Origin of the sequence: Leptospira sanjuanensis (assembly GCF_022267375.1) — a bacterium.
GTDB lineage: Bacteria > Spirochaetota > Leptospiria > Leptospirales > Leptospiraceae > Leptospira > Leptospira sanjuanensis.
Map to the genome: position 1 here is coordinate 2,205,166 of NZ_JAIZBH010000001.1, position 25,980 is coordinate 2,231,145.

A 25,980-nucleotide genomic window follows, 5' to 3' on the forward strand; every position below is an offset into this window, starting at 1 on the left:
AATGCGCCGGAGAAGATCCTATTTATTTGGCTTGTTATGCAAAATTATGGTGCACTGAACCAATTGGAAAAACTCGCTCTGAGTTTCGGATAATCCCGTTCCCTGATTCCGTACTGAACTTTCAACAAGGTTCCCGAAGGACTAAAGACGATCAAAGCTGGTTGACCTTCCACCTTATACTCGTTCACGAACGCAAAATCCTTATCCACATAAAAAGGATACGTCATGCCGAACTCTTTCGCGGCTTTGATATGTTCCTCTTTGGAAAGTTCCGGTTCGGTGTTGATCCCAAGAAGAACTCCATTCTTCCCTTGCAAATCTTTGGAAAGTTTTTCCAACACGGGAACCGCATCCTTACAAGGTTCGCACCAAGAAGCCCAAACGTCCAAAAGCAAAACCTTTCCCTTATATTCTTTGAGAGAAATGGAACGGCCCTCCAAATCATACAAAGAAAGTTTGTAAAGAACGGATTCTTCCTTGGAGGAATTACAAGCGGATAACAATAAAAAAACGATGGGGAAAATCGCCCGGAAAATGCGCATCACATCCATCATCTTAAAAGAAAGGGAAAGAATGGAAAAGGAAAAAATCTTTCCAACGCAAGGGGTGCGTTCAAATTAGGAGCAGCTCCAGTGAATCCGGTCTTTTACAATTACTTCTCAGGTCGCGAAGAATTCTTAGGTTATTTTAAGAACGATCTTTTTTCCGGTGCGGGAATGATCTCCACTCCTGCGCAGAAAGAGCCGTATTTTTCGGAAACGAACCGCAAAGCGCGGTTGGAAATCAAGGAGAACGGTATCGCGATTCTTCTCAAAGGAAAGGAAGAATCCAAAACGTTTCTGATTCCGTTAGACGAAACACCGGCCGACTCGAAAAAAAAACGAAAACTCGAGTTTCAGCCCGATTATCTGGGATTTCAGGACGGAGATTCGGAAGTCGGCGTTCGCCTGCAACCCCTTGATCGGCAAAGAATTCACCTTCAGATCGATTCGAAAATCGGACTGGAATTTTCCGGTACGTTAAACCGACTTAGCGGCTGGAAGAAGTGGTTTTCGATTTGAGAACCGTTCGAATCTGATCCGCGATCGTTTTTGCCGCGACGCTTCGGTAGAATTTCCGAAGTTCGACCTTCGACCCCGAATACGGCTTTTTGGAAAACTCCAAAAGCGCTGACGTCCACAACGGTTCCTTCAACTCCAGATAACGGATTTTACTTCCTCCGATTTCGCGAAACACGGAAAGATCGGTCACGATCGCCGGTTTTTGCAGACTCAAAGCTTCGAGAAGAGGAATTCCGAATCCTTCGTACAAGGAAGAGAATAAAAACAACGAACATCCTTTGTACATGTGGGCGAGTTCAACGTCCGAGGGACTTTCGATCCAGAGAATTCCCGCTGCCTTGCTTTCTTCGCTGCGAAGAAGTTCGATGAAAGCGGGATCTTCCCAGCCCGCCTTTCCGCCGATCACCCAGGAATACCGCCGATTCTTATTTACATTTTTTGAATATTCTAAATAGGCTCGATATAGAAACTGATAGTTCTTCCGCGGTTCCACGGTGGAAACGGAAAGAAAGTATTTTTTCGGAAGGGATTTTACGCGTTCTCCCGGTTTTTGTTTGAGCAAACCTTGAAACTCGGAAAGTTCGATTCCAGGATAAACGACCTGCATTTTTTCCGGTGGAATTCCGAAAAAGGAGGAAACCTCGTCGGCCGTCGATTGTGAAATCGGAAGCAATTTATCCGCACGCCGAATCGAACGGGAAAGATAGAATTTCTGTTGGATTCTCGCGAGTGTCCGCATCGTATCCGGAAAACGATACGCTACAAGATCGTTGTAGGTCAGGACGGTCGCGGTCTTTTTGGATAGAAACGGTGGAAACACCTGTTGTGTTCCCCAAAAAAGGTCGAGCGGAATCTTTCTCAATTGAAGAGGAAGAGCGATCGCAAAGTAAAGCCCTCCTTTTTTGGAAAGAATCCCTTCTCCCTTGACGAACTTGATTCCGGGAAGATTCAAAAGATCGGCGTAACTCGGATGAAGATCCCGGTGGGAAAAAAGATAAAACTCGAAACTCGGATCCTTACCCAGATCGAGCAATGCGCTGTGAATCATTTTCCCCACGCCGGAAACCGGCGTGGAAAACGGACGCGCGTCGACTCCGATTCGGATCGGTTGTATTTTGGTTTTTGAATATTCCTTTTTTTTCATATCATTGACCGTATAAAAATGGCGTTTTTAATTCCAGTCGCGGAGACCGGATTGAAAGTTTGATTTCGATTTTTCCCAAACTTGTTCGAGAGATGGGGAATGTCCCGCGATCAAACCTTCCCCTCTTCCGGAAACCGTCTGAAACAAATAGGGTTTACCCGAACGAATCTCCAAATCCGCGCCTCCGGACGCCAAGATAAGCGCGATTCCCGCACAGATATCCCATTCGTTTTTCGGCTTCAGGGAAATCGAGAGCGCGGCCTTTCCGGCGGCCACCAAACCGAGCTTATAGGCAATCGATCCCATCGCCGAAAATTCCCAACCCTCGGGAACGACCGCGGAACGAAACAACCCTTCCCGTTCCTCGGTTCGAGAGATCAGAATCTTATGGGCGGGTTCGGAACTCTCGAGCATCTTGGAAAGAGATTCCGTTCGAATCGGGTAAACAATCCGGTCGGGATCGACGATTTGATAAGCGACACCGAAGTTTGTAACGCCGTAGATGAGTTCGCGGGTTACTGGATTGAAAACGACTCCTAAAACCGCCTTACCTCCGATCGAAAGACCCAAGCTGATGGCGAACTCCGGATTTTTATGAACGAATTCACGAGTTCCGTCGATCGGATCCAAGATCCAAGCAGCGGGAAGTTGTGAAATATCCTTTCTCTCAGAATCCTCTTCGGAGAGAACCGGAATCTTCGTAAACGCAAGTCGCCCGGTGATATGCTGACCGGCTTTCACGTCCGCTTCGGTTACGGGATCGTTTTTTCCCTTATCGGTAACCTTAAAATCCGAATGATAGATTTCTAATACGATTTTGCCCGCTTCAAGGACGGCGTCCACGGCGGGCTGGAGATATTGAATCGAATCCAAAAAAGAAAATACTCGGGAAGAATTACTTTCCGGTTTTATCCGGAGTAGCCGCGCTTTCCTTGTGAGGATCGTCGAGATTTTCCGGACGAAGATAGAAAACTTCGTTTTCCGGAGTTTGCAGATAGATTTCCGGATCCATTTTGAAACTGTAAAAGAACAGATACTTCTTAAACTTCACATAAACCGTATACGTCCCTTTTTGAGGTTCGTAGAGCATGGTTTCCGCGTTCAGGTCCTTGGTGATCTCTTTGTATTCGAGATATCTGTGATGAAGCGTATATTTCACCGCGGAAAGCAGATTCTTTTCGAGGGTCGCTTTTTTGACTGAATCCGAAAGTTTTATGTTTTTATTGAATTCTTCGACCTTGTTGAATTCTTCCACGACGCCTTGGGATTTTCCCGCTTGGAGTCCCGCAAAGGATAAGAGGAGTAAGAGTGAAATCACGAATATATTCTTCATCTGGGTTTCCTGTTTCTGCTATAAGTATCGGATTTTAGAGGGGCAAACTTACCCCTTCCTTATAATTTCTCGAGCGGGGTGTAGGCAACAAAAAAGTTCTTCTCCACGTTTCCGAAGCGGATGGAAACCTTCGTGTTTTTTTCCTTTCCGGAAACGGATACGATCGTCCCAATCCCGAATTGTTTGTGTTTTACGCGATCCCCCGGTTTGAGAAAGGCATTGTCCGGATTCGGAGCTTGGGAAAAACCGGAATCGAATTCTTCTTCCGCGACTTCGCGGATCTTGGAAGCCAAAGGCGGTCCCTGCGGTCTTCGAGCGGTGCGTTCCCGGGCTGTGTAACCTCGATCTCCGAAACATTCCCTAGGAACCTCGGATAAAAATCGGGACGGAATCCGATCTTCCACCTTACCGAACTTGCGGGAAGTTCTGCAATAACTCAAATAGAGTTCTTCCCGAGCGCGGGTAAGAGCCACGTAAAAAAGTCTTCGTTCTTCTTCGTCTCCGAAATGAGAATCTTCCAAGCTCATGCTGTGTGGAAACGTGCCCTCTTCCAATCCGGACAAAAATACGATTTTGAATTCAAGACCCTTCGCGTTATGCACCGTCATCAGGTTCACGTAGTCGGTGAGTTCTTTCGTGTCTTCTTCGCTGGTGAGAAGGCTGATCTGATTCAGATATTCCTCCAAAGAGGGAGAATCCGAATTTTTTTCGTATTCCTCGATGGAGTTGACGAGCTCCTGAAGGTTTTCCAGACGAGCGATCGATTCTTCCGTTCCTTCTTCCTTGAAATGGGACATGAGGCCGGATCGATTCAAAAGTTCTAATGCGATTTCCGAAGGCGCGGAGCCTTTCTCCGATTTTTCGATCAGATCGTTGAAGAGATGATAGAGCTCTTTTCCTTTGGCTTTGGCCGCTTTTTTGAGAGGAATGTCTTCTTTTCCGAGCGTTTCCAAAAGGGAAATTCCGTTTTCCAGGGAGAATTCTCGGATCTTATCGATGCCGGAATCCCCGATTCCTCGCGGAGGATAATTCACGATTCTTAATAAAGAAACGCTGTCGAGCGGATTGGAAACCACGTTCAGATACGCGATAAAGTCCTTGATTTCGGCGCGATCGAAAAATCGGAAACCTCCGAAGATCTTATACGGGATCGCCAACTTACGCAGTGTTTCCTCGAAGTATCTGGATTGGGCGTTTGTTCTATAGAATATTGCGATATTCTTATATTCCGTTCCCGAAGAATACGCCGAGCGGATCCGAGTCACTACCCCGTGCGATTCCTCGGACTCGTTTTCGTATTCGTTTAACACGACGGGAGAACCTTCCGGATTGTTCGTGAAGATTTCCTTTTGTTTTCTCTGCGTGTTGTTCGATATGACCTTAGACGCTGCGAGAATGATGTTGGAAGAGGAACGATAGTTCTCTTCGAGTTTGATTACGACCGATTCGGGAAAATCCTTTTCAAAGTTGAGAATGTTTCCGATGTCCGCCCCTCTCCAAGAATAGATGGACTGATCGTCGTCGCCCACGACGCAAAGATTTCTTTTTTCTCCCGCGAGAAGAAGCACGAGTTCGTATTGGACCTTGTTCGTATCCTGATACTCGTCGACCATCACGTATTCCCATTTGTGACGATATTTTGCGATCGCATCCGGCGATTTTTGTAAGAGTTGAACCGTTTTCCAGATGAGATCTCCGAAGTCGAACGCGCGACTCGCGTCCTTTCGTTTTTCGTATTCTTTGTAAACCGCGGAGACCGTTTTGGAAAAATCGGTGCGTCCTTCCTTTTCCAAATACGCTTCGGGAGACAACATCTTGTCTTTGAGTCCGCTGATGTAATTTCCGAGCATGGACGGTTTGTAAAATTTCGGATCGAGGGAAAGATCCTTCACGACTTGTTTGAGAAGAGATTCCTGCAAAGTAGTATCGTACACGGTAAAACCGCTATCAAAACCGAAAAATGAAGCTTCTCTTCGTAAGATATAAAGACAAAGGGAGTGAAAGGTTTTGATTTGAAGATTGGCGGGAATAAACGGAACGAGACTTTTGACTCGTTCCAGCATTTCTGCCGCGGCCTTGTTCGTAAAGGTCACCGCGCAGATCCGATCGATTCCGTGATTGACGAGAAGGTTCGCGATTCTATGCGTAATGACTCTGGTTTTTCCGGAACCCGCGCCGGCCAAGATAAGAACCGGACCGGAAACCTGAAGAACCGCTTTTTTTTGTTCTTCGTTTAATCCAACTAACAGAGGGTCCACGGTTAAAATCTATAATCTCCGATCCCGAATACAAACTGAAATGCGTTGTCCGAATCGAATTTCGTAAACGGATGTTCCGCGACCCCGGTGTATTTCAACTTCTGCGCAAAGTAAATCCGAAGCGGAAGAACCGGGATCTGAATTCGAAGACCGATCCCCCAGGAGAACCTAAATTTATCCAGAGCGACGTTGTTACCCGAAAGAACCAGGTTGGCCGGGTTGTTGAGCTCCTCAAACGTATAATCCGCTTTGCGAAGCGCGCTGAGATTGTAGTGATTCGTGAGCGCGTAACCGACCGGATCCTTAAGCTGTGCTTCTCGGATTCTTTGATCGTATGTCGTAAAGAGATCTCTCCTCACACCTTGTGCTCGATTGACTTCCTCATACAAGGCACCGGCGTCGAAGAATGCGACTAACCACAGTAAGGTGGGTTCGATCGGGAAACGAAGTTCCGAACCGAAGATCATACGACTCGCGGCCCCGTCCCGCCACTCCGTCGGATATTTCGCGTCGTTGTAAAACCAACCGCGAAGGGATTCGTATCCGCCCAGGAATTGTAAATCCTGCAACTGAATATACGGATTTTGAATCGGGTCCTGTTTTCCGTAATACGGAACTCGTTGGAACGTAAAGAGGGACGAACTTCTGAATTCCTGAACGACTCTCCAACGTCTCAGAGCGTTGTTTCTGAAAAAACCGAAGAAGCTGTAATCAAACCAGGTATGATAGTATTCCGCGAGAATGCGATATTGGTCGAAGTGGGATTGCCCGCCTAACGCCTGTCCGACGTTGTCCATCTGAAAGAGAAGATCGTATCCTTGCGTAGGATTGAATACGTTGTCCCGAATATCGTACGCGATCCCGTTCGAAAGCTGAGAACGGAACTGCCAGCCTCTTCGAACCTCGGCAAGAACCTGATCCGAAACAAGGGAAGAAGGATTCGTCGAAGCGTAAATACTCGGAGAATATCTATGGAAGTGCGTCCAGTTGATGAAGATCCTATGACCGATCCCCACCGTAAAACCGACCCCGTCCCTGGAGTAAATCGCCTGTTCCTTGATGGACTGCTGGTTGTTGTTTTCCGTGATCGAAACCGCGCCCACGTTGTAAATTCTCGAAGAATAAAAAAGCGAAAGAGAAAGAGACCAGGGTTTATTGTAGAGCCAAGGTTCCGTCCAAGTGATTTGAAACAATCTTCGATAAGGACCGAATTCAAGACGTCCCGAAATTTTTTGACCGGTTCCGTTCAGGTTGTTTTCCCCGACTTCGGTAAAGATCGAAAATCCGGTAATCGTTCCGTAACCGCCCCCCATGGAGACCGTTCCTGTCGGTTGTTCCAGAACTTCTATGATGAGGTTCATCTTGGTTTGATCCGAACCCGGTCTCATGTTGAAGTTGACTTCCTTGAAATAGCCGAGGTTATAAATTCTTTCCCGAGAACGGTTTACGAGAGTGGAATTGAAAAGGTCTCCTTGTTTGAAAAGAAGTTCGCGTCGAATCACACGATCCTGAGTTTTCTTGTTTCCCTTTATGATTACGTTCTCCACGTAAGCGAGGTTGTTCTCGCGGATGTTAAAATCCACGTGAACGAATTTTTTTCCGTGTAACTCCGGTTTGGTGTTGTAGAGCTGGCGAAGACGTTTGATGTGAAGCTGCGTATATTCGCTTTCGCAAATCCTTCTTTCCTCTTCGGATTTTCTGCTGTAACAGTTCTCGTAATACTCGATGTTTTCGCGATCGAGAGAGATCACCTTTCTACGCGGAATGACCTGAGCGAACAAATATCCTTTCGAGCTGTAGAGTTCGTTCATCGTTCCCCGATCCCGCATAAAACGCGTTTCGTCGAAGATGACCCCGATGTCCCCGTCGCTGTAATCCAAATTCTTTTCGATTTCTTTCGGGGTGAAAAGCGGTTTAAAATCGTCTTTCGGAGTTTCGGGCGGATTTTTTTCCTTGTTTAAGAAGAGAGGACGCCCTTCTCCATCCAAGGACATATCGTGATTCAACGTATAACCGTTGAAAAAGTAAACCTGACCTTCGGAAATCTTGATGTTTACGATGATAACGCGTCTGTCTTTTTTTTCGGGGTTCTCCCAATGGATTTCCCAGTTCGTACCTTCTCGCATGAGTTCGGCGTCGAGATAACCCTTGCTCTTGAGATAGGCGACGATCGTATCCTTATCCTTTTCGAACGAGGATTCTTTGAAGTTCCCGCCTTCGAACACTCCTTCTTCCTTCATCTCCATCACCGAAAGAAGTTCCGAAGTTTCCACGGATTCGTTTCCGTACACGTTGATCTTGGAAACGGGAATCTCTTCGCCTTCGTCGATGATAAAACGAACGCGAACCAAGTTCGTCTTCGGATCGGGTTTGCCGAGTTCCACTTTTACGTAGGCGAGAAAAAATCCTTCGTCTCTGTATTTCTGCAAGATAAGATCTCTGGATTTGGTGATCTTTTGAGGTGTGATGACTTCGTTGTCTTTGAGAGGAAGTTTGTCGCGCAAATCGGCGGGAAAAACTTCGTCGGCTCCGACGAACTCCACGTCTCGAACGCGCGGTCTTTCCTTTAAGTCCACGATAATGCGAACTCCGTCCTGTACGTCTTCCGCCTGAATATCCACAAAGTAGAAGAATCCGGAGTTGAATAACGTCTTTAAGTCTTTATCGAGAACTTTCTTAGTAAGGGTTTTGCCGACCTTCATGTCGAGCATGGACTCGAGGTCGCCGTCGGGAGTGTTTTTGTTTCCCTTGAATTTAATTTCTTTGATGACCTTGCCGATGTAGTCGGTCCGCTTGGAGAGAAGCTGAGTCAGTTCGCCCGAATAGAATAACAGTCCTAAAAGAATTGCTAATACGGATCCTTTCAGAGTTAAGGAGAATATTCTTTTCAAAGTAAAAGACAAGCCACCAGATATATGTTTACAGAATCAAACCGTCTAACCGAAGATTGTTTATTTTTCTCCGGAACCCGTTTGTCTAACCATGGCTAGGTTAAACTTACTTACTCCCGCCTCGTTTACCTTATCGATTACTTTGATCACGGTTTGATAGCTCGCCGTTCCGTCCCCGCGGATGATGACTCGATTTTTACCGGGTTCTCTTTTTTCCACAGGTCCGAGAAAAACGTTGATCTTTTCGGTCAGTTTTTCCAAAGGAACCGGATCGGTGTCCTTATCCAGAAAAATCTTTCCGTCCTTGTTTACCGTGATCACGAGTTCGTCCTTTTTCTTTTCCTGCGCGGTGGAGGAAGAACGCGGAAGCTCGATCTTCATCACCGTCGATTTTTCCAAAGTCGCGTTCATCAAAAAATAAATGACGATAAAAGAAATGACGTCGATGAGAGGAGCCAATTCGATTTGGCCTCCTCTGCCGGGGGAAGATCGGAACTTTCTGAATTTCATAATTTATTTCAGATATTTGAGAGCCTGACCGGAAAGGTTTTCCATTTCGGCTATCGTATCTTCCTTTTTCTTTTGAAAGTAGTTATAAGCAACGTAAGCCGGAATTGCGATCGCAAGTCCCATCGCGGTTGTAATCAAGGCCTCGCTGATCCCTACTTCCGCCCCTCTGGTTCCCGAACCTTCTTCAAAGGAACGAATGATTCCGAGAACGGTTCCTAAAACCCCAAGAAGAGGAGAAATTGTCGCGATCGTTCCGAGTCCGGAAAGAAAACGTTCCATCTTCAGAATCTGCGCGAAACCCGCGGAAAGCATTTCGTCTTCTGCGGCTTCCGAATTTTTTCGGGAGGATTCGATACCCGCTTGAAGAACGAGGGAAGCGGGACCGTTGCTGATGCCCTTGAGATAATCGGCCGCCGTGTCCCAATTTTTTTGACGGAATAATTCTTTTACGGACCGCCAATCGTCCGGTGTGATCGGCTTCCACTTAGAGAAGTAAATCAGTCTTTCAATGATGATGGTAAAACCGATGATGGAAACTAAAACGATAATGATCGGTACGGATTCCGGAGGAATCGCAGAAATTAGAGAATCGGACTTGGCTAAAAACATTTGAATAAAATTCTCCCATAAGTAGAGTTTAAAACTCTCTTGTGGCTGCCAAACAGTTTTCTAATCTGCGTGCCTCCTTTTTATGGGGATTCCAAATGAAAAAACCCGCACCGTTAGACCGCCTGTTTTTTCAGCAATTCCTTAGCGTGTTCAAGAGCGCCTTTTGAAACCCTCTGACCCGAAATCATTCTCGCAAGTTCCAAAGTTCGTTCTTCTAAACTCAAGAATTCCGCTTTCGAAAAAGTTCTACCGCCTTCCACGGATTTGCTGATTTTCAGATGATCGTTTGCCGCGGAAGCGATCTGCTGCAAGTGAGTAATCAAGATCAGCTGGTGATTGGCCGCCAAGTTTCTGAGTTTGCGGGCCACATCGATCGCGATCTCTCCGCCCAAACCGGAATCGATCTCGTCAAAGATCAACACGCGCAGATTCGATTGATTTCCTAGAATGGAACGGATCGCAAGCATCACTCGGGAAACTTCTCCGCCGGAAGCGATCTTTCGAAGCGGTCTCGGTTTTTCTCCCGGATTCGGACTGAAATAAAACTCAAGCTGATCCAGACCGGATTCGTTTACGATATAACTCTTGCCGGAAGCCGAAACCTCTCCTTCGGGACTCGGTTCCCAGCGCAGAACGACTTGCACGGCAGCGCCCGGCATTCCGAGCTGTTCGAGTTCCGATTTCAAAGAAGACTCGAATCGGATCAAGGATTCTCTTCTTGCTTTGGAAAGTTGAATCGAAAGAGAACCGAGTCGGGAAGTCACTTTTTCAATCTCGGTTTCCATAGATTCTTTGTTCTTGGAATTCTTTTCCATCGCTTCGAGTTCTTGTTCCGCTTTGTTTTTGCAGTCGAGAATCTCCGAAAGATTGGAGCCGTATTTCTTTTTCAATTTGGAAATCAGATCCAAACGGGATTGAACGAATTGAAGTCTGTCCGGAGAAAAGAAGATTTCTTCCTTCTCATCCAAAACGGAAGAGTTGATCTCCTTGAGTTGAATGTAAATCTCCTGTAACGAATCCAAGGTCTTGCTGAAATCGGGTTGAATCGATTTGATCTTTTCCGCGGCCATCAAAAGTCTCGGAAACAAAGGAAGAATCGCGGACTCGCTGTCGGCGAGATAGGAAGAAAGTATTTCGTAATTCTGTGCAAGAAGTTCTCCGTGCGCAAGCAGATGTTCCTCTTGGACTAGACTTTCTTCCTCTCCGTCTTTGAGATCGGCTTCTTTGATTTCTTTGATTTGAAAGGTTAGAAATTCGATTCGTTTGGATTTTTCCTCTTCGTTTTTACGAAGTTCCTCCAAACGTTTTTTTAAACTTCTGTACGTAAGAAAACATTCCTTCACTTCGTTTCGCAGAGGAATCAAACCCGCGTGCAGATCGATGATATCGAGCTGTTCTCCCCGATCCAAAAGAAGAATCTGATCGTTCTGATTGTGAACTTCAGCGATCAATTCCCCCAAACCCCGAAGCGTCGTGGAAGAAGCCAGGGATTGATTGATAAGAATCCGGGACTTACCGTCCCGGCTGCATTCTCTGTGAAGCGTAAGCTCCTTGGATTCGTATGGGAACCCTTTCTCCTTCAACCATTCCAGCGCCGCCGGATTTTTAGAAAGATCAAAGGCGCCCTCTAACACATAACGCGGCGCCCCGGTTCGAATTTCCATCGGGCTACTTTTGCCTCCCAAAAGCGAGGAAATCGCGTCCAGGATCAGAGACTTTCCGGCGCCGGTCTCACCCGTGATCACCGTCATTCCTTTTTGAAAATCGATACAGGCTTCTTCGATAAGAGCGAAATCTCTTATATTCAGTGTCTTGAGCATAGGTTCCTCTAAATACTAAACAAATTATACCCTTCATATAACTGCTATACAAATGATTGCAATCATTTTTTACGGAAAATTGAATTTTATTTTCAAGAACGGAGAATCGAATCCGCACTTCCTTCTTCCCTTAACGAAAAGTCCGTAACGGAAAATCGTTGGAACCAAAAGGAAATCGGTTTTATCTCCTACCGTTTGCACGAACGGTTCGAGAACGGGAAAGAAAGATCGATTCCTAAGAGCAATTCCCTTCTTATAAAAACGAACGAGCCGATGTATCAAATTCAAATATGAAGAATTTAGAATGGAATCTTTTGTGAATCTCTGAGAAAAACATGCCGACGATAGGTTATGAATCCGGTAGTCCCTTCTGTTTTAAAAAGAATTCAGAAATTCTAACGATCGGAACGAACAAAGGAATCGTTTCAAATTTGTCTGATTTATCTGATTTTTAGAATATCGTAATTCTGGAATTTGATTGATTCCTTCTCTTTCTGATTGAAACTGACAGGGAAATTTGTAGCGTCCGGTATACCGCGGGGATTTAAAGAAATATGGCAAAAAGTTTTCAAGACTTAGATCAAAAGCTTTCCGAACTCATTCAAACTCGTTCCCGAATCACGGTTCAATCCTCCCGGATGAACTCCAAACTTGAAAAATACGTTCTCCGAATTATTACGGAAATCTTAACCAAGGTGGGCCAAACCCGATACATCGAAATGTTGTATACAATCACCAAAGAGATGTCCATCAACGGAGTGAAAGCCAATCAAAAGAGGGTCTTTTTCGAAGACGAAGGATTGGATATTCGAAATCCTGAACATTATGAAAAAGGAATAACCGCTTTTAAAGCGAAGTTCTCCGAAAAGATGGCGGACGAATATGGCAAGCGATGTCTTGCCCGCGGCATTTCTGTAAAATTAAACATTACTTATACGAACGATGGTGTTGTCGTCGAGGTAACGAATAATACTCCCGTAATCGAAGAGGAAGAAGAACGGATGCGGGAGAAGATGAGAAAGGCGATGGGTTATAACGACATCGCCGAATTCTATATGGACAATATGGACAATACGGAAGGAGCTGGATTGGGAATCGCCCTCATCATGATTCTATTAAAAAGTGAGAATATAGATCCACACCTTTTCCGTATCATGACGCACGAACACCAAACGATTGCGAGAGTCGAAATCCCGTTTTCGGAACGTTATATCAGCATTAGAAGCAAAGAATTAAAGGAAAATAATCTTGGACATTAAAGGTAAAACAGTACTTGTTACCGGTTCCGCCGGCGGACTCGGAAAGGCGATGGCGGAACATTTCGCCAAAAAAGGGGCAAAAATCGTCCTTTCGGACATATCTGAAGAAAAACTGAAAGAAGCCGAAAACGACATCAAAGCTTTAGGAGCGGAAGTATTCTCTTTCAAAGCGGACGTATCCAAAGAAGAAGATGCAGAAAAGCTTATGCAGTCTGCGGTGAAACATTTCGGAAGTTTGGATGTCGCGGTATTGAATGCGGGAATCTTAAGAGACGGTCTTCTCGTAAAGACGGATAAGGAAACCGGCAAAGTCGTTTCTAAAATGTCCTTATCGAATTGGCAATCCGTCATCGACGTGAATCTTACCGGAGTGTTTCTTACCGGAAGAGAAGCCGCGATTCAAATGATCGAAAGCAAAAGCAAAGGAGTTATTATCCCGATTGCTTCCGTCGCTATGCATGGTAATCCGGGACAAACGAATTATTCTGCCGCAAAAGCCGGCGTTGCCGCAATGACGAAACTGTGGGCAAAAGAATTAAGTAGATACGGCATTCGTGTGGCAGGCATTGCACCCGGATTTATAAAAACAGAAATGGTAATGAAGGATATGAATCCGGAAGCATTAAAAAAATGGGAAGCTCTTATACCGATTGGTAGATTAGGAGAACCTTATGAAATCGCTCTCACTGCCGAGTTCATTGCTAACAATGATTTAGTGTCCGGAGTTGTATTAGAAATTTCAGGTGGAGTAAAAATTTAATCGGAAATCATTTTTTTAAGAAAAGAACTTTACACTAAGATAAAATTATAATACAATAGACCGTAATTTACCGAATTAAGATTTACTAGTTTAACAAAACTGAATGGACTTAAAACGGTAAAGCGAGTCTAAAAAGAAAAGCATCTTCTTCTTTTAGAAATAAAAAAAAGAGTAAAACAATGTCTAAAGAAAAATCAGCATTAAAGAAAAACCAGTTGGAATCGGCAATTCGCGGAATCAAGGGGATCGCTCACCCGGACCGTCTGCAGATTCTTTTCTTCCTATCTCAGAAAGAACACAGCGTAGGTGAACTCGTGGATTTATTGGGAATCAGCCAATCTGCGGCTTCCCAACACCTGAGCAAAATGAAGATCAACGGAATTCTTTCCAGCAGAAAAGAATCCAACCAAGTCTTCTACTATCTGAAAGACGGAAAATACAAGGATCTGATCCGTACGATCGTAAAAATCTACGGATAATCCTTAAAAAATCACTTTCAAAATACGTTATGTACCCTCTTCCTCATCGAGGAGGGTTACATACTCTCTCACCGCATCGCTCAATTTCGTAAAACCACCGTTATAACCCGTTTTCAGCAGTTTTATCGTATCGGCGCAAGTATAGTATTGATATTTCGCCTTTAAGGATTCGGGCATTTCAGTATACTCTATGTTCTTCGGAAGTTTCAACGTATCGAAGATCGCGGAAACCAAATCGTTCCAGGTTTCGGCGATTCCTCTTCCGAGGTTGTAAAGACCGCCGTGACCGCCAAACGCCAGATAGGCGGTGATCTTTGCGGCGTCCTTCGCGTATAAAAAGTCCCGTTTCTGTTCCCCGTCCTTGTATTCCGGCTTATAGGATTTAAAAAGACGGATCGTTCCCTCTTTTTTGATCTGCTCGTAACCCTTCAACACGACGCTTCTCATATCCCCTTTGTGCCCTTCTCCGTAACCGAACACGTTGAAGTATTTGATTCCGGTGATTCTGTTTAAAAATCCCTGTTTTTGCGCGTAGAGATCGAACATGTGTTTCGAATATCCGTACATGTTCAGAGGTTTCAACGAATCGATCGGAGCCTTGTCGTCGTATCCGTTCGCTCCGTCTCCGTAGGTCGCGGCGGAAGAAGCGTAAACGAAACGCAATCCGTTCTTGAGCGATTCTTTCGCGAGCAACTTTGTGTATTCGAAATTGTTTTCGATCAGATAGGACGCGTCCGTTTCCGTGGTCGAGGAACACGCCCCCAAATGAAACAGAATATCATAATCTTTTAATAGATCGGAACGAAGCGCCGATTCGAGGAAACGATCCTTTTCCAAATAGTCCGAATATTTTTTACCGAGCAGATTCTTCCATTTGGAGGAAGTCCCGAGATGATCCACGACGAGAATCTCGTCGATTCCTTGTCCGTTTAGTTCTTCGATCAGATTGGAACCGATCAGCCCGGCTCCTCCCGTTACGATGCATCTTTTTTTCGTCATAGGGTTCAGATTTCCTAAAGTGATTCTAACAGTCTACCAAATCTATCGTCGACCTTTCGGATCGTTTTCGGGTCAGCTTCCGTCAAAGGAGGATACCAGGTTTTCATTCTGCAGTCGACGACGACAGGAGGATAAAGCGCGGGATGATTTCGGATTAATTTCGTATCGGCGTAGATATCCCCCGCCGGTTCGAATCTCGTAAAGATCGACCAGATAAAGTCGTGATCGCTTTTAGTCGCGTCCTCCGAATCGTCCACAAGAAAGACGAACAAGAAATCCCGGATGGATATTTCTTTCAGAAGTTTTGCGGGAACGCCGTCCTTAAACTTATACTTCGGTCCGGAAACCACTAAAACTCCCGGATAGGCGACTTTCGGATCGGTAAAGGAAGAATTCGCAAACTTGCCTCGGAAAGCCGTTTTGAGATCGTTCTTTTTTTTGCCCGATCCCAAAAGAATCGCCTTGCTTCCCTTGTTCACTTCCGGTCCGGTGTAATCCAGAGTATCTTGGGAAATGTTCGCAAAGATATGAAGGTCCGTAATAGGATTCATTCTTTCTAATACGCTAATAAACGTTTCTCTAAAGTTTTTGAGATCCACGTTCTGATCCGTGACGAGCAATACCTTCGTGAGGGACAACTGCCCTTCTCCCAAAATCCTAAGAGCGCCGGTAAACGCTTCTCCTTGGTATCGTTCCTGAACGACCGCAGCGGCAAGAGAATGTACGCCGGATTCTTCGTACGCCCAAACGCCTTTGACCGCGGGCATTACGACCGGAAACATGGGAGATAAAAGATCCTGCAGATATTCCGCGATCCAGTGATCTTCTTGCGGTGGACGACCGACAACGGTCGCGGGCCAGATCGCATCCTTTCGATGATAGATTTTTTGAACCTGGACGATCGGGTAATCGTGCCTCAAAGCGTAATAACCGTAATGATCCCCGAACGGTCCTTCCGGTTTTCGAATCTTCGGAGGGATCACTCCTTGGATCATAAAGTCCGCATCCGCCACGATCGGAAGAGAAGAAACGTTCGAATCGCGTTTAACCTTAAGTTTTTCACCTAACAACAGCGATGCGAGAATGAGCTCGCTGATTTCTTCCGGCAAGGGCGCGACGGCGGCGATCGTCAAACCCGGAGGACCGCCGGCGTAGATATGAACGGGTAGAGCCCGTCCCTGTTTTTCGGCTTCGTAGTAATGATTTCCGCCGCCTCGATGAATCTGAATGTGCATTCCGGTTTCCATCGGACCGTGAATCTGAATCCGATACATTCCCAGATTTCCCTTTCCGGTTTTGGGACTTTCCGTATATACCAGCGGAAGCGTGACGAAGTTTCCACCGTCCTTCGGCCAGGATTTGATCGTGGGTAGTTCATGCAAAGAATCTAATGTATTTTCCAGAACCGGAGCCGTGCCTACTTTTTTTAATCCGACCTTGAGCGCCTGAAACGCGACGTTTCTCAGTCCCCAAACCTTGGAAGGGGTCGGAGGCAAAATGTGTTGAATCGTATGCGCGATTTTTTGTACGAAGCGGATCGGATCTTCTCCGAACGCGATCCTCATTCTGCTTTCGGAACCGTAGAGATTGGTAGCCACGCTGAAACGCGAACCTTTTACGTTTTTAAAAAGAAGAGCCGGGCCTCGTTTGGCGACGACCCTTCTTTGAATCTCGGCGAGTTCCAGATTCGGATCGACTTCCTCCTCGATGACGAGCAGTTCCTTTTGTCTTTGCAGTTCTTTTACGAATTCCGCAGTGGATCTGAGTTTCATGATTTCCCCACCGGAAGTTCCGGATGTTTTTTAGTTTTAGTTCGAAGTTTGATCAGTTTGCCTGAGATGGACGAAGGAAATTCTTCCTTAAGTTCCGATTCTCGGATCCATTTGAACTCGACGTCCTTTCGTTTCCGCAAAACGGATTCCACTTTCTTGCGGTTCTTCGTTTCGAGTTCGCTGAACTTAAGCCGAATCTTATGATTTGTGATCGAATGTCTTGCGTGGATCGCGTTCGTTACGATCCGATCTTCGTCGAAAAGTTCTTCGATCCATTCGTCCGATTCATACGGATGTTTGCCTTCCAATCGAAACGGCAGAGAATAAATCGTTTTAAAAAATCTTCGTTTCGGATCTTTCACCAAAAGAAGTTCTTCTTCCGATTTTAAATATAAAAAATTGAGATCCAGATCGATCCAATTCTCCACAGATTTCGGAGCGGGAATTTCCCTTTCCTTTCCCGCAATTCTCGCTGCGCAACGTTTTTCCAAAGGACAAGCGGTGCAGTTCGGAGCGGGAACACAAACGAGCGCTCCCAATTCCATCATCGCTTCGTTGTGATCTCCGGGAGATTCGTAGGTTAAGAATTCTTGTGCGAGGTTCGCAAGAAATTGATTGGTGGAACTTAAATTAGGATCGGACGTGATCAAAAACAATCGGGACAACACGCGCTTCACGTTTCCGTCCAATACCGCATGACGTTTTCCGTATGCAATCGATAAAACGGCGGCCGCGGTATAACTTCCCACACCGGGAATGGACAACGCTTCTTCGTAGTTTTGCGGAAACGAACCTCGATGTTTTTCCACGATCAACTCCGCGCCTTTTTTCAGATTTTTCGCACGGGAGTAATAACCGAGTCCCTTCCAATACTTCATGACTTCTTCTTCGCTCGCTTCTTGCAGCGCTTTCGGCTCGGGAAACCTTTGGAGGAAAGCTTCGTAAATCGGAAGCATCGCGCCGACGCGGGTTTGCTGGAGCATAATCTCGCTTACCCAAATTCGATAAGCGTTTTTATTGATTCGAAACGGAAGGTCTCGTTTGTTTTTGTGAAACCAGGAAAGAAGGTTCTTTCTGAGTTCGGGAAAAAGATTTGAGTCGATAAGATCGGTTGCCGCTGTCACTGTCGTAAAGAAAATCGATTTCTTTACATGGAATGATACGCGGAAGGAAGGTAAATCCCGTTTTATTTCCGAAGTTCAATTTTCATTCGAAATCGGATTTGAAAACGCGATAAAAGTCCGAATTATTCTCTCGCGAGAACGGGTTGCTGCTTTCCTTGTCTGCCCGGATTCGAGATATGATACTTTCCTTCGGAGAACATGATGTGTTTTCCCTCTTCCAAAGCGTGATACAGACGTTTGAAATTCGGACCGGGCGTCTGCATGGACTGCGGATCACCCAGATTCTTCTTAATGGAATCGATCGTATAAAGATCGTGGCTGCCCACGCCTTTGAGTTCTTTCATACCGATATACGCGCAGTCGAAATAATCGCGCACGTCGTTGTAAACCGATTTGGAAACCGTGATCTTTCCGGGCTCGCCTATGTTTTCAATCCGGGAAGCGAGGTTGACCGTATGTCCCCAAATATCGAACGCGATCTTCGTATGGCCGACGACTCCCGCGATCAAGGTTCCGGAATGAATCGCGATCCTAAGTCCCCACGCGTCGTCCCCGTCCTTGATTCGTTCCTTCTTTTTCGATTCCGTGTATTCCATCATTTCCAAAGAAGCGAGAATACAATCTAGTTTCGCGGTTCGTTTGTATCCTCCCAAACCTCCCACGGCGAGGAACGCGTCCCCGATGGTTTTTACTTTTTCGATTCTATGTTTGGTGCAAATCCGTTCGAACTCGTCGAAGTAAATGGATAGTTCCTTCAAAAGTTCGTTCGGACTCATATAACGGCTGATATCCGAAAAGCCGACGAAGTCCGTGATAATCACGACCGCGTTCTCGTGCTGAATCGGCCTTACCTTTCCCTTGAGTTTCAATTCTTCGATCATGTATTCGGGAAGAATGTTCTGCAAAAGAACGTCCGCCTTTTTTTTCTCAGCGAGAATCCGATTTCGATCGCTGTTGACCAAGTGATTCATCATCTCCCGCGTAAGGGCTTCCTTGTTTCGATAACGAACGATCCGGCTTAACGCGCGGTAGTAGTCTTCTTCCCGTCGAATGATGTCTTCCGGACTTCCGATCGCGATGTTCTTCGCGAATTCCGCCAGTTCGTTCAACTTTTATCTCCTTTTCTCGCTTTTTGGATCATATCGTCCTTGATTAAATCCAGACCGCAGGGAAGATTCCAGAGTTCTTCGATGATCGAAGGAAGTTGTTCCTTACGTATGATTTGTCCGTGTTGCGGCGCGATCACTTCCGCGTCGAAACTTTGAATCCGAAGAAGCGCATAACGTAAGGCGAGATTGGAAGGTATGTACGCCTGCATAAACGCTTTCATATTGTCCAAAGCCCTCGTATCGTGATACAAGGACCATTCCTTTCCGAGACCGCCTAAAATATCGCTCGTAAAAAGCACTTTCGACTTTACGTCGTACGTAATCATCGCTCCGGGAGAATGGGCAAAGGGAGTGCTGATAAACTGCAGTTTTCTTCCGCTCGGAGATTCGAAATCGGTCAATGTGTCCCCGATCCGAACGACGCTTCCCTTTACTCCGTAGTGTTTGATGAGATAGACGGTTCTCGTTTCGGCGACGAGCTGCACTTGAGAATCCCCTCGAAGATCTTCGAATATGGGAACGTTCGCGCAAAGATCGGGATCTTGGTGCTGTAGAATGATGGTTTCGATTGAATCCGGCGCGACAAGCGAGAAGATCTTTCTTGCGACCACGGGGAAGTCCGGAATGGAACCGGGGTCGATCAGAATGGTGCTGTCCCCGTTCTTGATCATGTAGGGATTGCAGTGAAGCGATTCCTTTTCGTCGTAGAAACCGATCCAGTATACGTCTTCGGCGATTTCCACCGCGTAATTCGTATCGATTTCAAGCGTTAGTTCTCTTTGTATATTCTTTTGTCCGTTATCCGGTTGAGCTACTTCTGTTGACAAGTACCGACTCCTATTCTATTCGATCTGGACGATCATAACGTATACGACTTTGTCGGTTTACAAATATTCTATTTTTCGTATGTAAGAAGAAGCTCTCTGATCTTTTCGACGCTCACCGGTTTGATGAAAATTTCATTCACACCTGCGTTACGAGCCGCTTCCATAATCTCAGGTTCCGAGAAGGCCGTCATGGCTGCAATCGGAATATTAGAATTTTGCGCTCTTATTTTTTTCGTTAGTTCGATTCCGTCTAACACGGGCATTTTGATATCGGTAATCACCACATCAGGTTGATACTCAAGGAACACTTCCCAAGCGATTTTTCCGTTCTCCGCGGAACATACGGAAATCGTAAAACGTTCCAAAAAACGAACCATCATCACTCGAATCAGCTCTTCGTCTTCTACATAAAGAATTTTTAATGCGATTTGTTTCATGGAAGTTCGATCACCATCACCGCGCCCCGTTCGGAATTGTATGCGTAGATGCTGCCGCCCATGTTGTTTTCGATGATTGATTTGGACATATAAAGGCCGATCCCGGTTCCCTTCCCTTGATCCTTGGTAGTAAAGTAAGGCTGAAAAAGTTTGTCCAGCACCGTTCTTTCGATTCCGCCTCCGTTATCTCTGATCGTTACGAGTTTTTTATCGTCTTTCATTTCGAGTTCGATCCTGATTTCCGGTTCGGGCGGATGTGTTTCCACAATCGCGTCCCTTGCGTTTCCGATTACGTTCAAAATCACTTGGGAGAATTCATTAGGAAAACCGAATACTTCATAATCGGAAGAAGGATTAAAGTAAATACTAATATTTTGATTTTTCAAACTTTCTTCCACAAGGGAGAACGTTTTATTGATCACCGTTTTGAGTGAAAATTTTTCCTTCGTCTTATTGGGACGAAAATAATTCCTGAAATCGTCGATCGTGCCGGACATCTGCTCGATCAGATTCATGATCTTATCCGTCGATTGACGGATGTATTGTTCGTCCAGTTCCTCCGCTTCGTAAACGTATAGGAAGTCCTGCACGAACAATCCGATCGCGTTCAGCGGTTGTCTCCACTGATGCGCGATATTGCCGATCATTTCGCCCATATCCGCGAGCCTGGAACGCAGAATCATCGCCTTTTCCTGTTCTCTTCGGCTTTCGATCTCCGCTTCGACCCTCGCCTCCAGGCTGCGATTCAATTCCTCCAATGCGTTCGTCTTTTCTTTGAGTTCTGTTTCCGATTTTTTACGCGCCGTCATATCGCGGATCACGCCCACGAAATACTGATTCTGATTTTGAAAGAATTCGGAAACCGCGAGTTCCACCGGAAAAACGGTTCCGTCCTTTCGAAGAGCCATGACTTCCCTTCCTATCCCGATGATCTTTTTCTCGCCGGTTTCGAGATACCGTTTCAGATAATGATCGTGTTCGGAATGATACGGCTCGGGCATCAAAAACTTGATATTCTTACCCACGACTTCGGTGAAGTTATAACCGAACATCCTTTCCGCGGCCGTATTGAACATGATGATCGTCCCTTTCGGAGTAATCATAATGATCGCGTCGACGACAGTCTCGAAGATGGCCTGAAATCGTTCGTCGCTTTCGCGCATCGCGTTAACGGCGAGAAATCTCTGTTCGCTTTCCCGAATATTCTTTAATCCTAATTCTAAGTTTCTTGCGATTCCCGCATAAGTAGTCGCTTCCTCTTCGAGAAAATAGTTCTTTTGTTTGGAAAAGATACAAAGAACGGAAGTGAGTTCTCCCACGAGAAAGATCGGAAAGACTCCCATGGATTGATATCCCGCTTTCACGCAGATTTCCTTCCAACTTCCGAAATCATCCTGAGCGGCGATATCTTCCACGATGAGAGGGTTTCCGGTTTTAATCACCCGCAGGGCCGGTCCGAGATCGATGGCCTCGGATTCTTCCTGAAACGCGAAGAGATTTTCGCCTGCATAAGCGACTTGGAATATTACGTTTTTCCTAGATTCGACCGTTCCAAAACAGACAAACCCGAAATTCTCCTCCGCGACGAGAATTTTGCAGATTCCTCCGTAGAGTTCCTGAACGGATTTGGACTTCAAAATCCATTGATTGATTTCGTTCGCGATCAAATAGGACCGGTTGATTTCGATTTTTCTTTCGTCGTCGGTCTCGCCTCGTTCGGTCTGTTCGGGAAGGAGAACCCCTTCTACCTCGGAAACTTCTTCGTCTTTGTAAACCTTTCGTAGAAATACGGATCTTGTCTTGATATAGCCGACTTCGGTCTTAAAATCGATCGCGGCGATCAGCTTGTCTTTAAAAGCGTTCTTTGCAAAGTCGCCGATAAAATCGGAAATCGTTTTGGAAAATCGGAAGGATTCTTCCCGTTCCGCGTCCAAATCCAAAAACGTCAGAAACTCGGAATTGGAAGATGTATACGCGCCGCGCTGGTTGGTTCGAAAGATAGGAGGTTTGAATTCTTGAGAAGATTCCCAGCCGGAATTCATGGCAAAAACTCGTTCTCTGAAACAAGAATCAGAGACGACATTCGATCAAACCCTGAGAATTTTTAAATCACTTTTTTGCCATCTTTACGTTTCTTTCATACATCGAAAAACTCATTCGTGAAATTGCCGAGTCGGAAAAGTGATTCTTGAATTCGCTTTCATTCAAATCCAGAAGAGAATCGGAATTCTCCCGAAAAACAGGACGGACTCGAAATTCTTCCAAACGCGTCCGAATCCCTTTTTTACGGGCCTTAACCCGGTTCCAAGGACAAACGTCCTGGCAAATATCGCAGCCCGCAATCCAACCGTGTGTGGTCGAAATCTCAGGAGAAGAATCCTCGAGAGTATGATGGGAAATACATTTCCCCGCGTCGATCCGATACGGTTCGAGCGCCTGCGTAGGACAAGCGTCGATGCAAGCCGTGCAGGTTCCGCATCGATCCTTTTGTTCGATCTGCGCGCTTTTGATCGGGAGATCGGTCAGAATGACCGTAATAAAGAAGAATGACCCGAAGTCCGGATGAATGAGATTCGTATTCTTCGCCTTCCAACCCAGCCCGGCCCTTCTCGCGAGAACCTTTTCCGGCACCGGCAAAGAATCGACCCCTTGTCTGAAATGATGATTCGGATATTTTCGTTTGAGTTCCTGTAGGAGAGGTTTTGCAAGTCTGCGAAGAACTCTATGATAATCCTCTCCGACCGCGTACCGGGAAAATCGAAACGACATCGTTTCCGCAACGTCGTCGTAGTCGGGATCGTTGTAAATTGTACCGAGCGCTAAAACGGATCGAGGTTCAAAACCGAGATTCTTAAAATCCAAACGAAGATCCATGTTCTTCGGATACCATTCCATCTTTCCGTGTCTCCCTTCGGCGACCCAGGTAAGTATGTTCTCCCGATCTTCTTGCGGAATTTTTGCGTCACAAATTCCATACATATCGAAACCGGATCGTTCGATGAGAGTTTTGAATTCGGAAATTATTTCTTTACTTTCGATCATAAATTTGTTATACATCGAGTATGCAAAAAGAATTATCCGAACGTATTAAGTTTCCCAGAACCGATCTCGAATTGATCCCCGATCGTTCCCCTCTCTCTTATTCGGATGTGATCGCCGCGATTCGTCTTACTCTTTTACCTAAGGATAAACTTTCCAAACAAGTCGTATTCGCATCGGTTGTCGGAGCGTTGAAAGGTTTTGCGGAAAGAGATCTCAAACCGTTTCACTCAAATCACAAATACATTTTTTCGGAACTCGGTTCCGAAGTCTTAAAGACCTTGGATGTTACGGGCACCATCGATACGATTTCGAACGAGGATAGAATCAAACTTTTAAAAGAAGCCTTCGACTACGGAATCCGCAAAGTATATCACTTAGAGTGGAAACTGTATAGTTCTCGGGAAATCTACTGATCCGTTCATCCGTCGGCATCGGCAACTCGTTTCGAGTTTTTCAAAAGTTGTCTCGTTTCTTCGTTAACGCAACACCGTAATCGTCGAACTTGTCACACCGCGTAGAATAGAATTCCCGCAAAGCTGATCAACACGACCGCTTCCAAAATCCCAACGCCCACGTTTTGATCCCGGCTGATCTCTTCTTTGAGAGTGCTTCCCGGTAAAATCACCGCGTCCGTCAAAAGACGAACCGCGGGAATCACGATCAATCCGAGTATAAAGTCGAGAAAGATCTGAAACAGAGTGTGTTCCATCGAAACGGGGTCTTTGTGAAGTGCCCTCGCGATGATGATCCCAAGAGCGACTAACGCGCCGCTGTAGGAAATTCCGGAAGCGAGATTTTCTTTCTCTTTCAATTCCGAATCCAAGGAATACGGAACGATCTTACGATAGGCAAACGTGAATAGAATGAGTGCGATTTGTCCTATGGAAAAGAATAGAATCCCGAGAAGGCTTCCGTCCAACAACTTCTGAACCGGTTCCAACAGTCCAAGATCCTTCCAGAGCGGGAACGCGAGTCCCGCGTTGTCTCCGCTGAGAGAAGCCGCGATGATGATGGAGGAAGCGACGCTGCTTCCGAATACGACCGCACCTACGGCGACGTTTCTCCCCGAATAAACGAGTTCGTTAAAATCCAAACTGCGAAAGATCAGTTTATCGTTGATGAAGTAGGAAAGATTCAAGAGAAGAATTCCGAGAATTCCGTAATACAAAACTTGAAAACAATCGGAGATAAGATCGCTTCCGGGAGAGGCTAAAATCACGAGAAGAATTAAGGTGAGTCCGAAATAATAACCGGACAATCCAGTGGAAACCGCGGTGTTGTTGTTCGCGATGATTTCCTGATCGAGATCACCGGGTTCGATCCAGTCCTTGATTTTTTTACCGATGTAAAAGAGAACAAAACTGATTAAAAAAAATACCGCGTCTCTTCCTAAAGCGCTTAGATAACCAAGTACCGTTTCCATGACACCAGATTAACCCGATACGGTTAAAATTTCATAGCCTTTTTCGGTGACGAGGATCGTATGTTCGAATTGCGCGGACCATTTCCCGTCCTTCGTAGTTACGGTCCAATGATCTTCTTTCGAAAAATTCACCTGCCAAGTACCGAGGTTCACCATCGGTTCGATCGTAAAGATCATTCCCGGTTCTAGTTTGGCGAGTTTTCGATTTTGACGGAAGTGAGGAATCTGCGGATCTTCGTGAAAGCCTCTTCCGATTCCGTGCCCCATCAGATCGCGTACGATTCCGTATCCTTTGGGCGTGAGAAAATCGTCGATTGCATTCGCGATATCGTGTACTCGATTGCCGGGCTTAACTTGTTCGATCCCGATATACATCGCTCTCTCCGTATCCTTCACGAGAGTCTCGACTTCGGGACTTGTCTTACCGCCGACAATGAACGTACGGGATGAATCTCCGTGATAACCGTCCAGGAGCGGAGTCACATCGATATTGATGATGTCCCCGTCCTTTAAAACGTCCGTCGCCTTGGGAATCCCATGACAAACGACTTGATTCACGGATGTGCAAATCGATTTAGGAAATCCTTTGTAACCGAGCGGAGCGGATTTAGCTCCGTGCTTCTTCGTAAATTCCTCGCAGAGATCGTTCAGCTGAAGAGTCGAAACACCCGGTCGAACGTGTGCGGAAATATAATCCAAAAGCTTAGCGGCCAGTTTCCCAGCCGCTCTCATTTTTTCGATTTCGCTCTTGTTTTTGATGAAGATCAAATCGAATTAGAAATCAGTCGGGCGGACCGTACTTCTTTTGTTGGATTCAGTACGTTTCACCGCGTCGTCGATCAGTTGATGAATCTTCTCATTCAAACCGTCAATCGCGTCTCCGGAAGTCATAAATCCTTTAGACTTGATATAAGCCTTTACTTTGCTCGTTACGATCAGGGTTTCCTTTTCGACATTCTTTCCAGCCATTGAGTTCTTCCTCTCTGTCTTAGTTTTCTTCTTTTGTGCCATCTTCAATATTGCTCCGGTTCACGGCCGTCCAGTTTGTTTTTGTCCGTTTTCGGTTTCAGTTTGTATTCTTTTCAGAAACCCGGAAAAAGAACAACCTTTTAGAACTTTCCCC

The 25,980-nt window shown here is 45.8% G+C and carries 25 protein-coding genes; 5 read left to right on the top strand and 20 right to left on the bottom strand.

Translation table 11 applies throughout. The features are described 5' to 3' along the window. Window positions 1-44: 44 nt before the first annotated feature. On the bottom strand, window positions 45-542 hold the full coding sequence (locus LFX17_RS09910; protein ID WP_238746403.1) for a TlpA disulfide reductase family protein: 498 nt from the start codon (window positions 540-542) through the stop codon (window positions 45-47). A gap of 90 nt (window positions 543-632) precedes the next feature. On the opposite strand from LFX17_RS09910, the gene LFX17_RS09915 reads away from it, so the two are divergent. Then, window positions 633-1,061, top strand: coding sequence for a hypothetical protein (locus LFX17_RS09915; protein ID WP_238730109.1), 429 nt, complete (start codon window positions 633-635; stop codon window positions 1,059-1,061). Here the strand turns inward: LFX17_RS09915 and LFX17_RS09920 are convergent. From LFX17_RS09920 to recN, 8 genes are all read right to left on the bottom strand, one after another. Beyond that, complete coding sequence (locus tag LFX17_RS09920) at window positions 1,030-2,205, bottom strand: glycosyltransferase family 4 protein (protein ID WP_238746404.1); 1,176 nt, start codon at window positions 2,203-2,205, stop codon at window positions 1,030-1,032. The genes LFX17_RS09915 and LFX17_RS09920 overlap by 32 nt on opposite strands. 27 nt (window positions 2,206-2,232) lie before the next feature. Further along, window positions 2,233-3,078, bottom strand: a complete 846-nt coding sequence (locus LFX17_RS09925) for a 3'(2'),5'-bisphosphate nucleotidase CysQ (RefSeq protein WP_238746406.1) — start codon at window positions 3,076-3,078, stop codon at window positions 2,233-2,235. 22 nt (window positions 3,079-3,100) lie between these two features. Next, window positions 3,101-3,538 carry an LIC11625 family surface-exposed protein gene (locus LFX17_RS09930; RefSeq protein ID WP_135779721.1) on the bottom strand — a complete coding sequence of 146 codons (438 nt, stop codon included), beginning with the start codon at window positions 3,536-3,538 and terminating at the stop codon, window positions 3,101-3,103. Between the two features lie 59 nt (window positions 3,539-3,597). Continuing rightward, window positions 3,598-5,796, bottom strand: a complete 2,199-nt coding sequence (locus LFX17_RS09935; protein ID WP_238730112.1) for an ATP-dependent helicase — start codon at window positions 5,794-5,796, stop codon at window positions 3,598-3,600. 2 nt (window positions 5,797-5,798) lie between these two features. Further along, window positions 5,799-8,687 carry a BamA/OMP85 family outer membrane protein gene (locus LFX17_RS09940; protein ID WP_319941246.1) on the bottom strand — a complete coding sequence of 963 codons (2,889 nt, stop codon included), beginning with the start codon at window positions 8,685-8,687 and terminating at the stop codon, window positions 5,799-5,801. A gap of 60 nt (window positions 8,688-8,747) precedes the next feature. Beyond that, window positions 8,748-9,197: an ExbD/TolR family protein gene (locus tag LFX17_RS09945; RefSeq protein ID WP_238730113.1), complete on the bottom strand. Its 450-nt coding sequence runs from the start codon at window positions 9,195-9,197 to the stop codon at window positions 8,748-8,750. Window positions 9,198-9,200: 3 nt separating this feature from the next. Next, a complete protein-coding gene (locus tag LFX17_RS09950) occupies window positions 9,201-9,806 on the bottom strand; it encodes a MotA/TolQ/ExbB proton channel family protein (protein ID WP_238730114.1) in 606 nt (201 codons plus the stop codon). Window positions 9,807-9,919: 113 nt separating this feature from the next. After that, complete coding sequence (gene recN, locus LFX17_RS09955) at window positions 9,920-11,626, bottom strand: DNA repair protein RecN (protein WP_238730115.1); 1,707 nt, start codon at window positions 11,624-11,626, stop codon at window positions 9,920-9,922. Between the two features lie 554 nt (window positions 11,627-12,180). Between recN and LFX17_RS09960 the strand changes: the two genes are divergently transcribed. The 3 genes from LFX17_RS09960 to LFX17_RS09970 all read left to right on the top strand — a co-directional run bounded on the left by LFX17_RS09960 (window position 12,181) and on the right by LFX17_RS09970 (window position 14,124). Then, window positions 12,181-12,885 carry a histidine kinase gene (locus LFX17_RS09960; RefSeq protein ID WP_238730116.1) on the top strand — a complete coding sequence of 235 codons (705 nt, stop codon included), beginning with the start codon at window positions 12,181-12,183 and terminating at the stop codon, window positions 12,883-12,885. Beyond that, window positions 12,875-13,645 (top strand): SDR family oxidoreductase, encoded by a 771-nt coding sequence (locus LFX17_RS09965; RefSeq protein ID WP_118955736.1) that lies wholly within the window; start codon window positions 12,875-12,877, stop codon window positions 13,643-13,645. Before LFX17_RS09960 ends, LFX17_RS09965 begins: the two co-directional genes overlap by 11 nt. A 179-nt stretch (window positions 13,646-13,824) precedes the next feature. Continuing rightward, entirely contained in the window at window positions 13,825-14,124 is a 300-nt protein-coding gene (locus LFX17_RS09970; protein ID WP_000031888.1) for an ArsR/SmtB family transcription factor, read from the top strand. Window positions 14,125-14,151: 27 nt separating this feature from the next. On the opposite strand, the gene rfaD is transcribed toward LFX17_RS09970, so the two are convergent. From rfaD to queG, 8 genes are all read right to left on the bottom strand, one after another. Continuing rightward, entirely contained in the window at window positions 14,152-15,123 is a 972-nt protein-coding gene (gene rfaD / locus LFX17_RS09975) for an ADP-glyceromanno-heptose 6-epimerase (RefSeq protein ID WP_238746408.1), read from the bottom strand. A 14-nt stretch (window positions 15,124-15,137) separates the two neighbouring features. After that, window positions 15,138-16,895 carry a UbiD family decarboxylase gene (locus LFX17_RS09980; protein ID WP_238746410.1) on the bottom strand — a complete coding sequence of 586 codons (1,758 nt, stop codon included), beginning with the start codon at window positions 16,893-16,895 and terminating at the stop codon, window positions 15,138-15,140. Then, window positions 16,892-18,019 (bottom strand): A/G-specific adenine glycosylase, encoded by a 1,128-nt coding sequence (gene mutY / locus LFX17_RS09985; protein WP_238746412.1) that lies wholly within the window; start codon window positions 18,017-18,019, stop codon window positions 16,892-16,894. The genes LFX17_RS09980 and mutY overlap by 4 nt, the downstream gene beginning before the upstream one ends. A 122-nt stretch (window positions 18,020-18,141) precedes the next feature. Next, the gene (locus tag LFX17_RS09990; RefSeq protein WP_238746420.1) at window positions 18,142-19,128 is read right to left on the bottom strand and encodes an adenylate/guanylate cyclase domain-containing protein; all 987 of its coding nucleotides are present in this window, start codon (window positions 19,126-19,128) and stop codon (window positions 18,142-18,144) included. After that, window positions 19,125-19,955, bottom strand: a complete 831-nt coding sequence (locus tag LFX17_RS09995; RefSeq protein ID WP_238730121.1) for an oxygen-binding di-iron domain-containing protein — start codon at window positions 19,953-19,955, stop codon at window positions 19,125-19,127. Before LFX17_RS09995 ends, LFX17_RS09990 begins: the two co-directional genes overlap by 4 nt. 68 nt (window positions 19,956-20,023) lie before the next feature. Beyond that, window positions 20,024-20,392, bottom strand: coding sequence for a response regulator (locus tag LFX17_RS10000; protein ID WP_238730122.1), 369 nt, complete (start codon window positions 20,390-20,392; stop codon window positions 20,024-20,026). Beyond that, window positions 20,389-22,434 (bottom strand): PAS domain S-box protein, encoded by a 2,046-nt coding sequence (locus tag LFX17_RS10005; protein WP_238730123.1) that lies wholly within the window; start codon window positions 22,432-22,434, stop codon window positions 20,389-20,391. Before LFX17_RS10005 ends, LFX17_RS10000 begins: the two co-directional genes overlap by 4 nt. A gap of 67 nt (window positions 22,435-22,501) precedes the next feature. Next, window positions 22,502-23,434, bottom strand: coding sequence for a tRNA epoxyqueuosine(34) reductase QueG (gene queG, locus LFX17_RS10010; protein ID WP_238746422.1), 933 nt, complete (start codon window positions 23,432-23,434; stop codon window positions 22,502-22,504). A gap of 20 nt (window positions 23,435-23,454) precedes the next feature. On the opposite strand from queG, the gene LFX17_RS10015 reads away from it, so the two are divergent. Continuing rightward, window positions 23,455-23,847 carry an LIC_11502 family protein gene (locus LFX17_RS10015; RefSeq protein ID WP_238746424.1) on the top strand — a complete coding sequence of 131 codons (393 nt, stop codon included), beginning with the start codon at window positions 23,455-23,457 and terminating at the stop codon, window positions 23,845-23,847. 92 nt (window positions 23,848-23,939) lie between these two features. Here LFX17_RS10015 and LFX17_RS10020 read toward each other — a convergent pair whose 3' ends face one another. From LFX17_RS10020 to LFX17_RS10030, 3 genes are read right to left on the bottom strand one after another with little or no spacing between them, the layout of a single operon-like run. Then, on the bottom strand, window positions 23,940-24,857 hold the full coding sequence (locus LFX17_RS10020) for a DUF350 domain-containing protein (RefSeq protein ID WP_238730126.1): 918 nt from the start codon (window positions 24,855-24,857) through the stop codon (window positions 23,940-23,942). Between the two features lie 9 nt (window positions 24,858-24,866). Continuing rightward, entirely contained in the window at window positions 24,867-25,625 is a 759-nt protein-coding gene (gene map, locus LFX17_RS10025) for a type I methionyl aminopeptidase (protein ID WP_255717808.1), read from the bottom strand. A gap of 6 nt (window positions 25,626-25,631) precedes the next feature. Further along, on the bottom strand, window positions 25,632-25,826 hold the full coding sequence (locus LFX17_RS10030) for a hypothetical protein (protein WP_003008197.1): 195 nt from the start codon (window positions 25,824-25,826) through the stop codon (window positions 25,632-25,634). Window positions 25,827-25,980: the final 154 nt, after the last annotated feature.

What these genes read in the sequence shown, in the direction of transcription:
- LFX17_RS09910 (WP_238746403.1), bottom strand. Translation starts at nt 542, where the DNA reads ATGCGCATTTTCCGGGCGATTTTCCCCATCGTTTTTTTATTGTTATCC.
- LFX17_RS09920 (WP_238746404.1), bottom strand. Translation starts at nt 2,205, where the DNA reads ATGAAAAAAAAGGAATATTCAAAAACCAAAATACAACCGATCCGAATC.
- LFX17_RS09930 (WP_135779721.1), bottom strand. Translation starts at nt 3,538, where the DNA reads ATGAAGAATATATTCGTGATTTCACTCTTACTCCTCTTATCCTTTGCG.
- LFX17_RS09945 (WP_238730113.1), bottom strand. Translation starts at nt 9,197, where the DNA reads ATGAAATTCAGAAAGTTCCGATCTTCCCCCGGCAGAGGAGGCCAAATC.
- LFX17_RS09950 (WP_238730114.1), bottom strand. Translation starts at nt 9,806, where the DNA reads ATGTTTTTAGCCAAGTCCGATTCTCTAATTTCTGCGATTCCTCCGGAA.
- recN (WP_238730115.1), bottom strand. Translation starts at nt 11,626, where the DNA reads ATGCTCAAGACACTGAATATAAGAGATTTCGCTCTTATCGAAGAAGCC.
- LFX17_RS09960 (WP_238730116.1), top strand. Translation starts at nt 12,181, where the DNA reads ATGGCAAAAAGTTTTCAAGACTTAGATCAAAAGCTTTCCGAACTCATT.
- LFX17_RS09970 (WP_000031888.1), top strand. Translation starts at nt 13,825, where the DNA reads ATGTCTAAAGAAAAATCAGCATTAAAGAAAAACCAGTTGGAATCGGCA.
- rfaD (WP_238746408.1), bottom strand. Translation starts at nt 15,123, where the DNA reads ATGACGAAAAAAAGATGCATCGTAACGGGAGGAGCCGGGCTGATCGGT.
- LFX17_RS09980 (WP_238746410.1), bottom strand. Translation starts at nt 16,895, where the DNA reads ATGAAACTCAGATCCACTGCGGAATTCGTAAAAGAACTGCAAAGACAA.
- LFX17_RS10000 (WP_238730122.1), bottom strand. Translation starts at nt 20,392, where the DNA reads ATGAAACAAATCGCATTAAAAATTCTTTATGTAGAAGACGAAGAGCTG.
- LFX17_RS10005 (WP_238730123.1), bottom strand. Translation starts at nt 22,434, where the DNA reads ATGAATTCCGGCTGGGAATCTTCTCAAGAATTCAAACCTCCTATCTTT.
- queG (WP_238746422.1), bottom strand. Translation starts at nt 23,434, where the DNA reads ATGATCGAAAGTAAAGAAATAATTTCCGAATTCAAAACTCTCATCGAA.
- LFX17_RS10015 (WP_238746424.1), top strand. Translation starts at nt 23,455, where the DNA reads ATGCAAAAAGAATTATCCGAACGTATTAAGTTTCCCAGAACCGATCTC.
- LFX17_RS10020 (WP_238730126.1), bottom strand. Translation starts at nt 24,857, where the DNA reads ATGGAAACGGTACTTGGTTATCTAAGCGCTTTAGGAAGAGACGCGGTA.
- LFX17_RS10030 (WP_003008197.1), bottom strand. Translation starts at nt 25,826, where the DNA reads ATGGCTGGAAAGAATGTCGAAAAGGAAACCCTGATCGTAACGAGCAAA.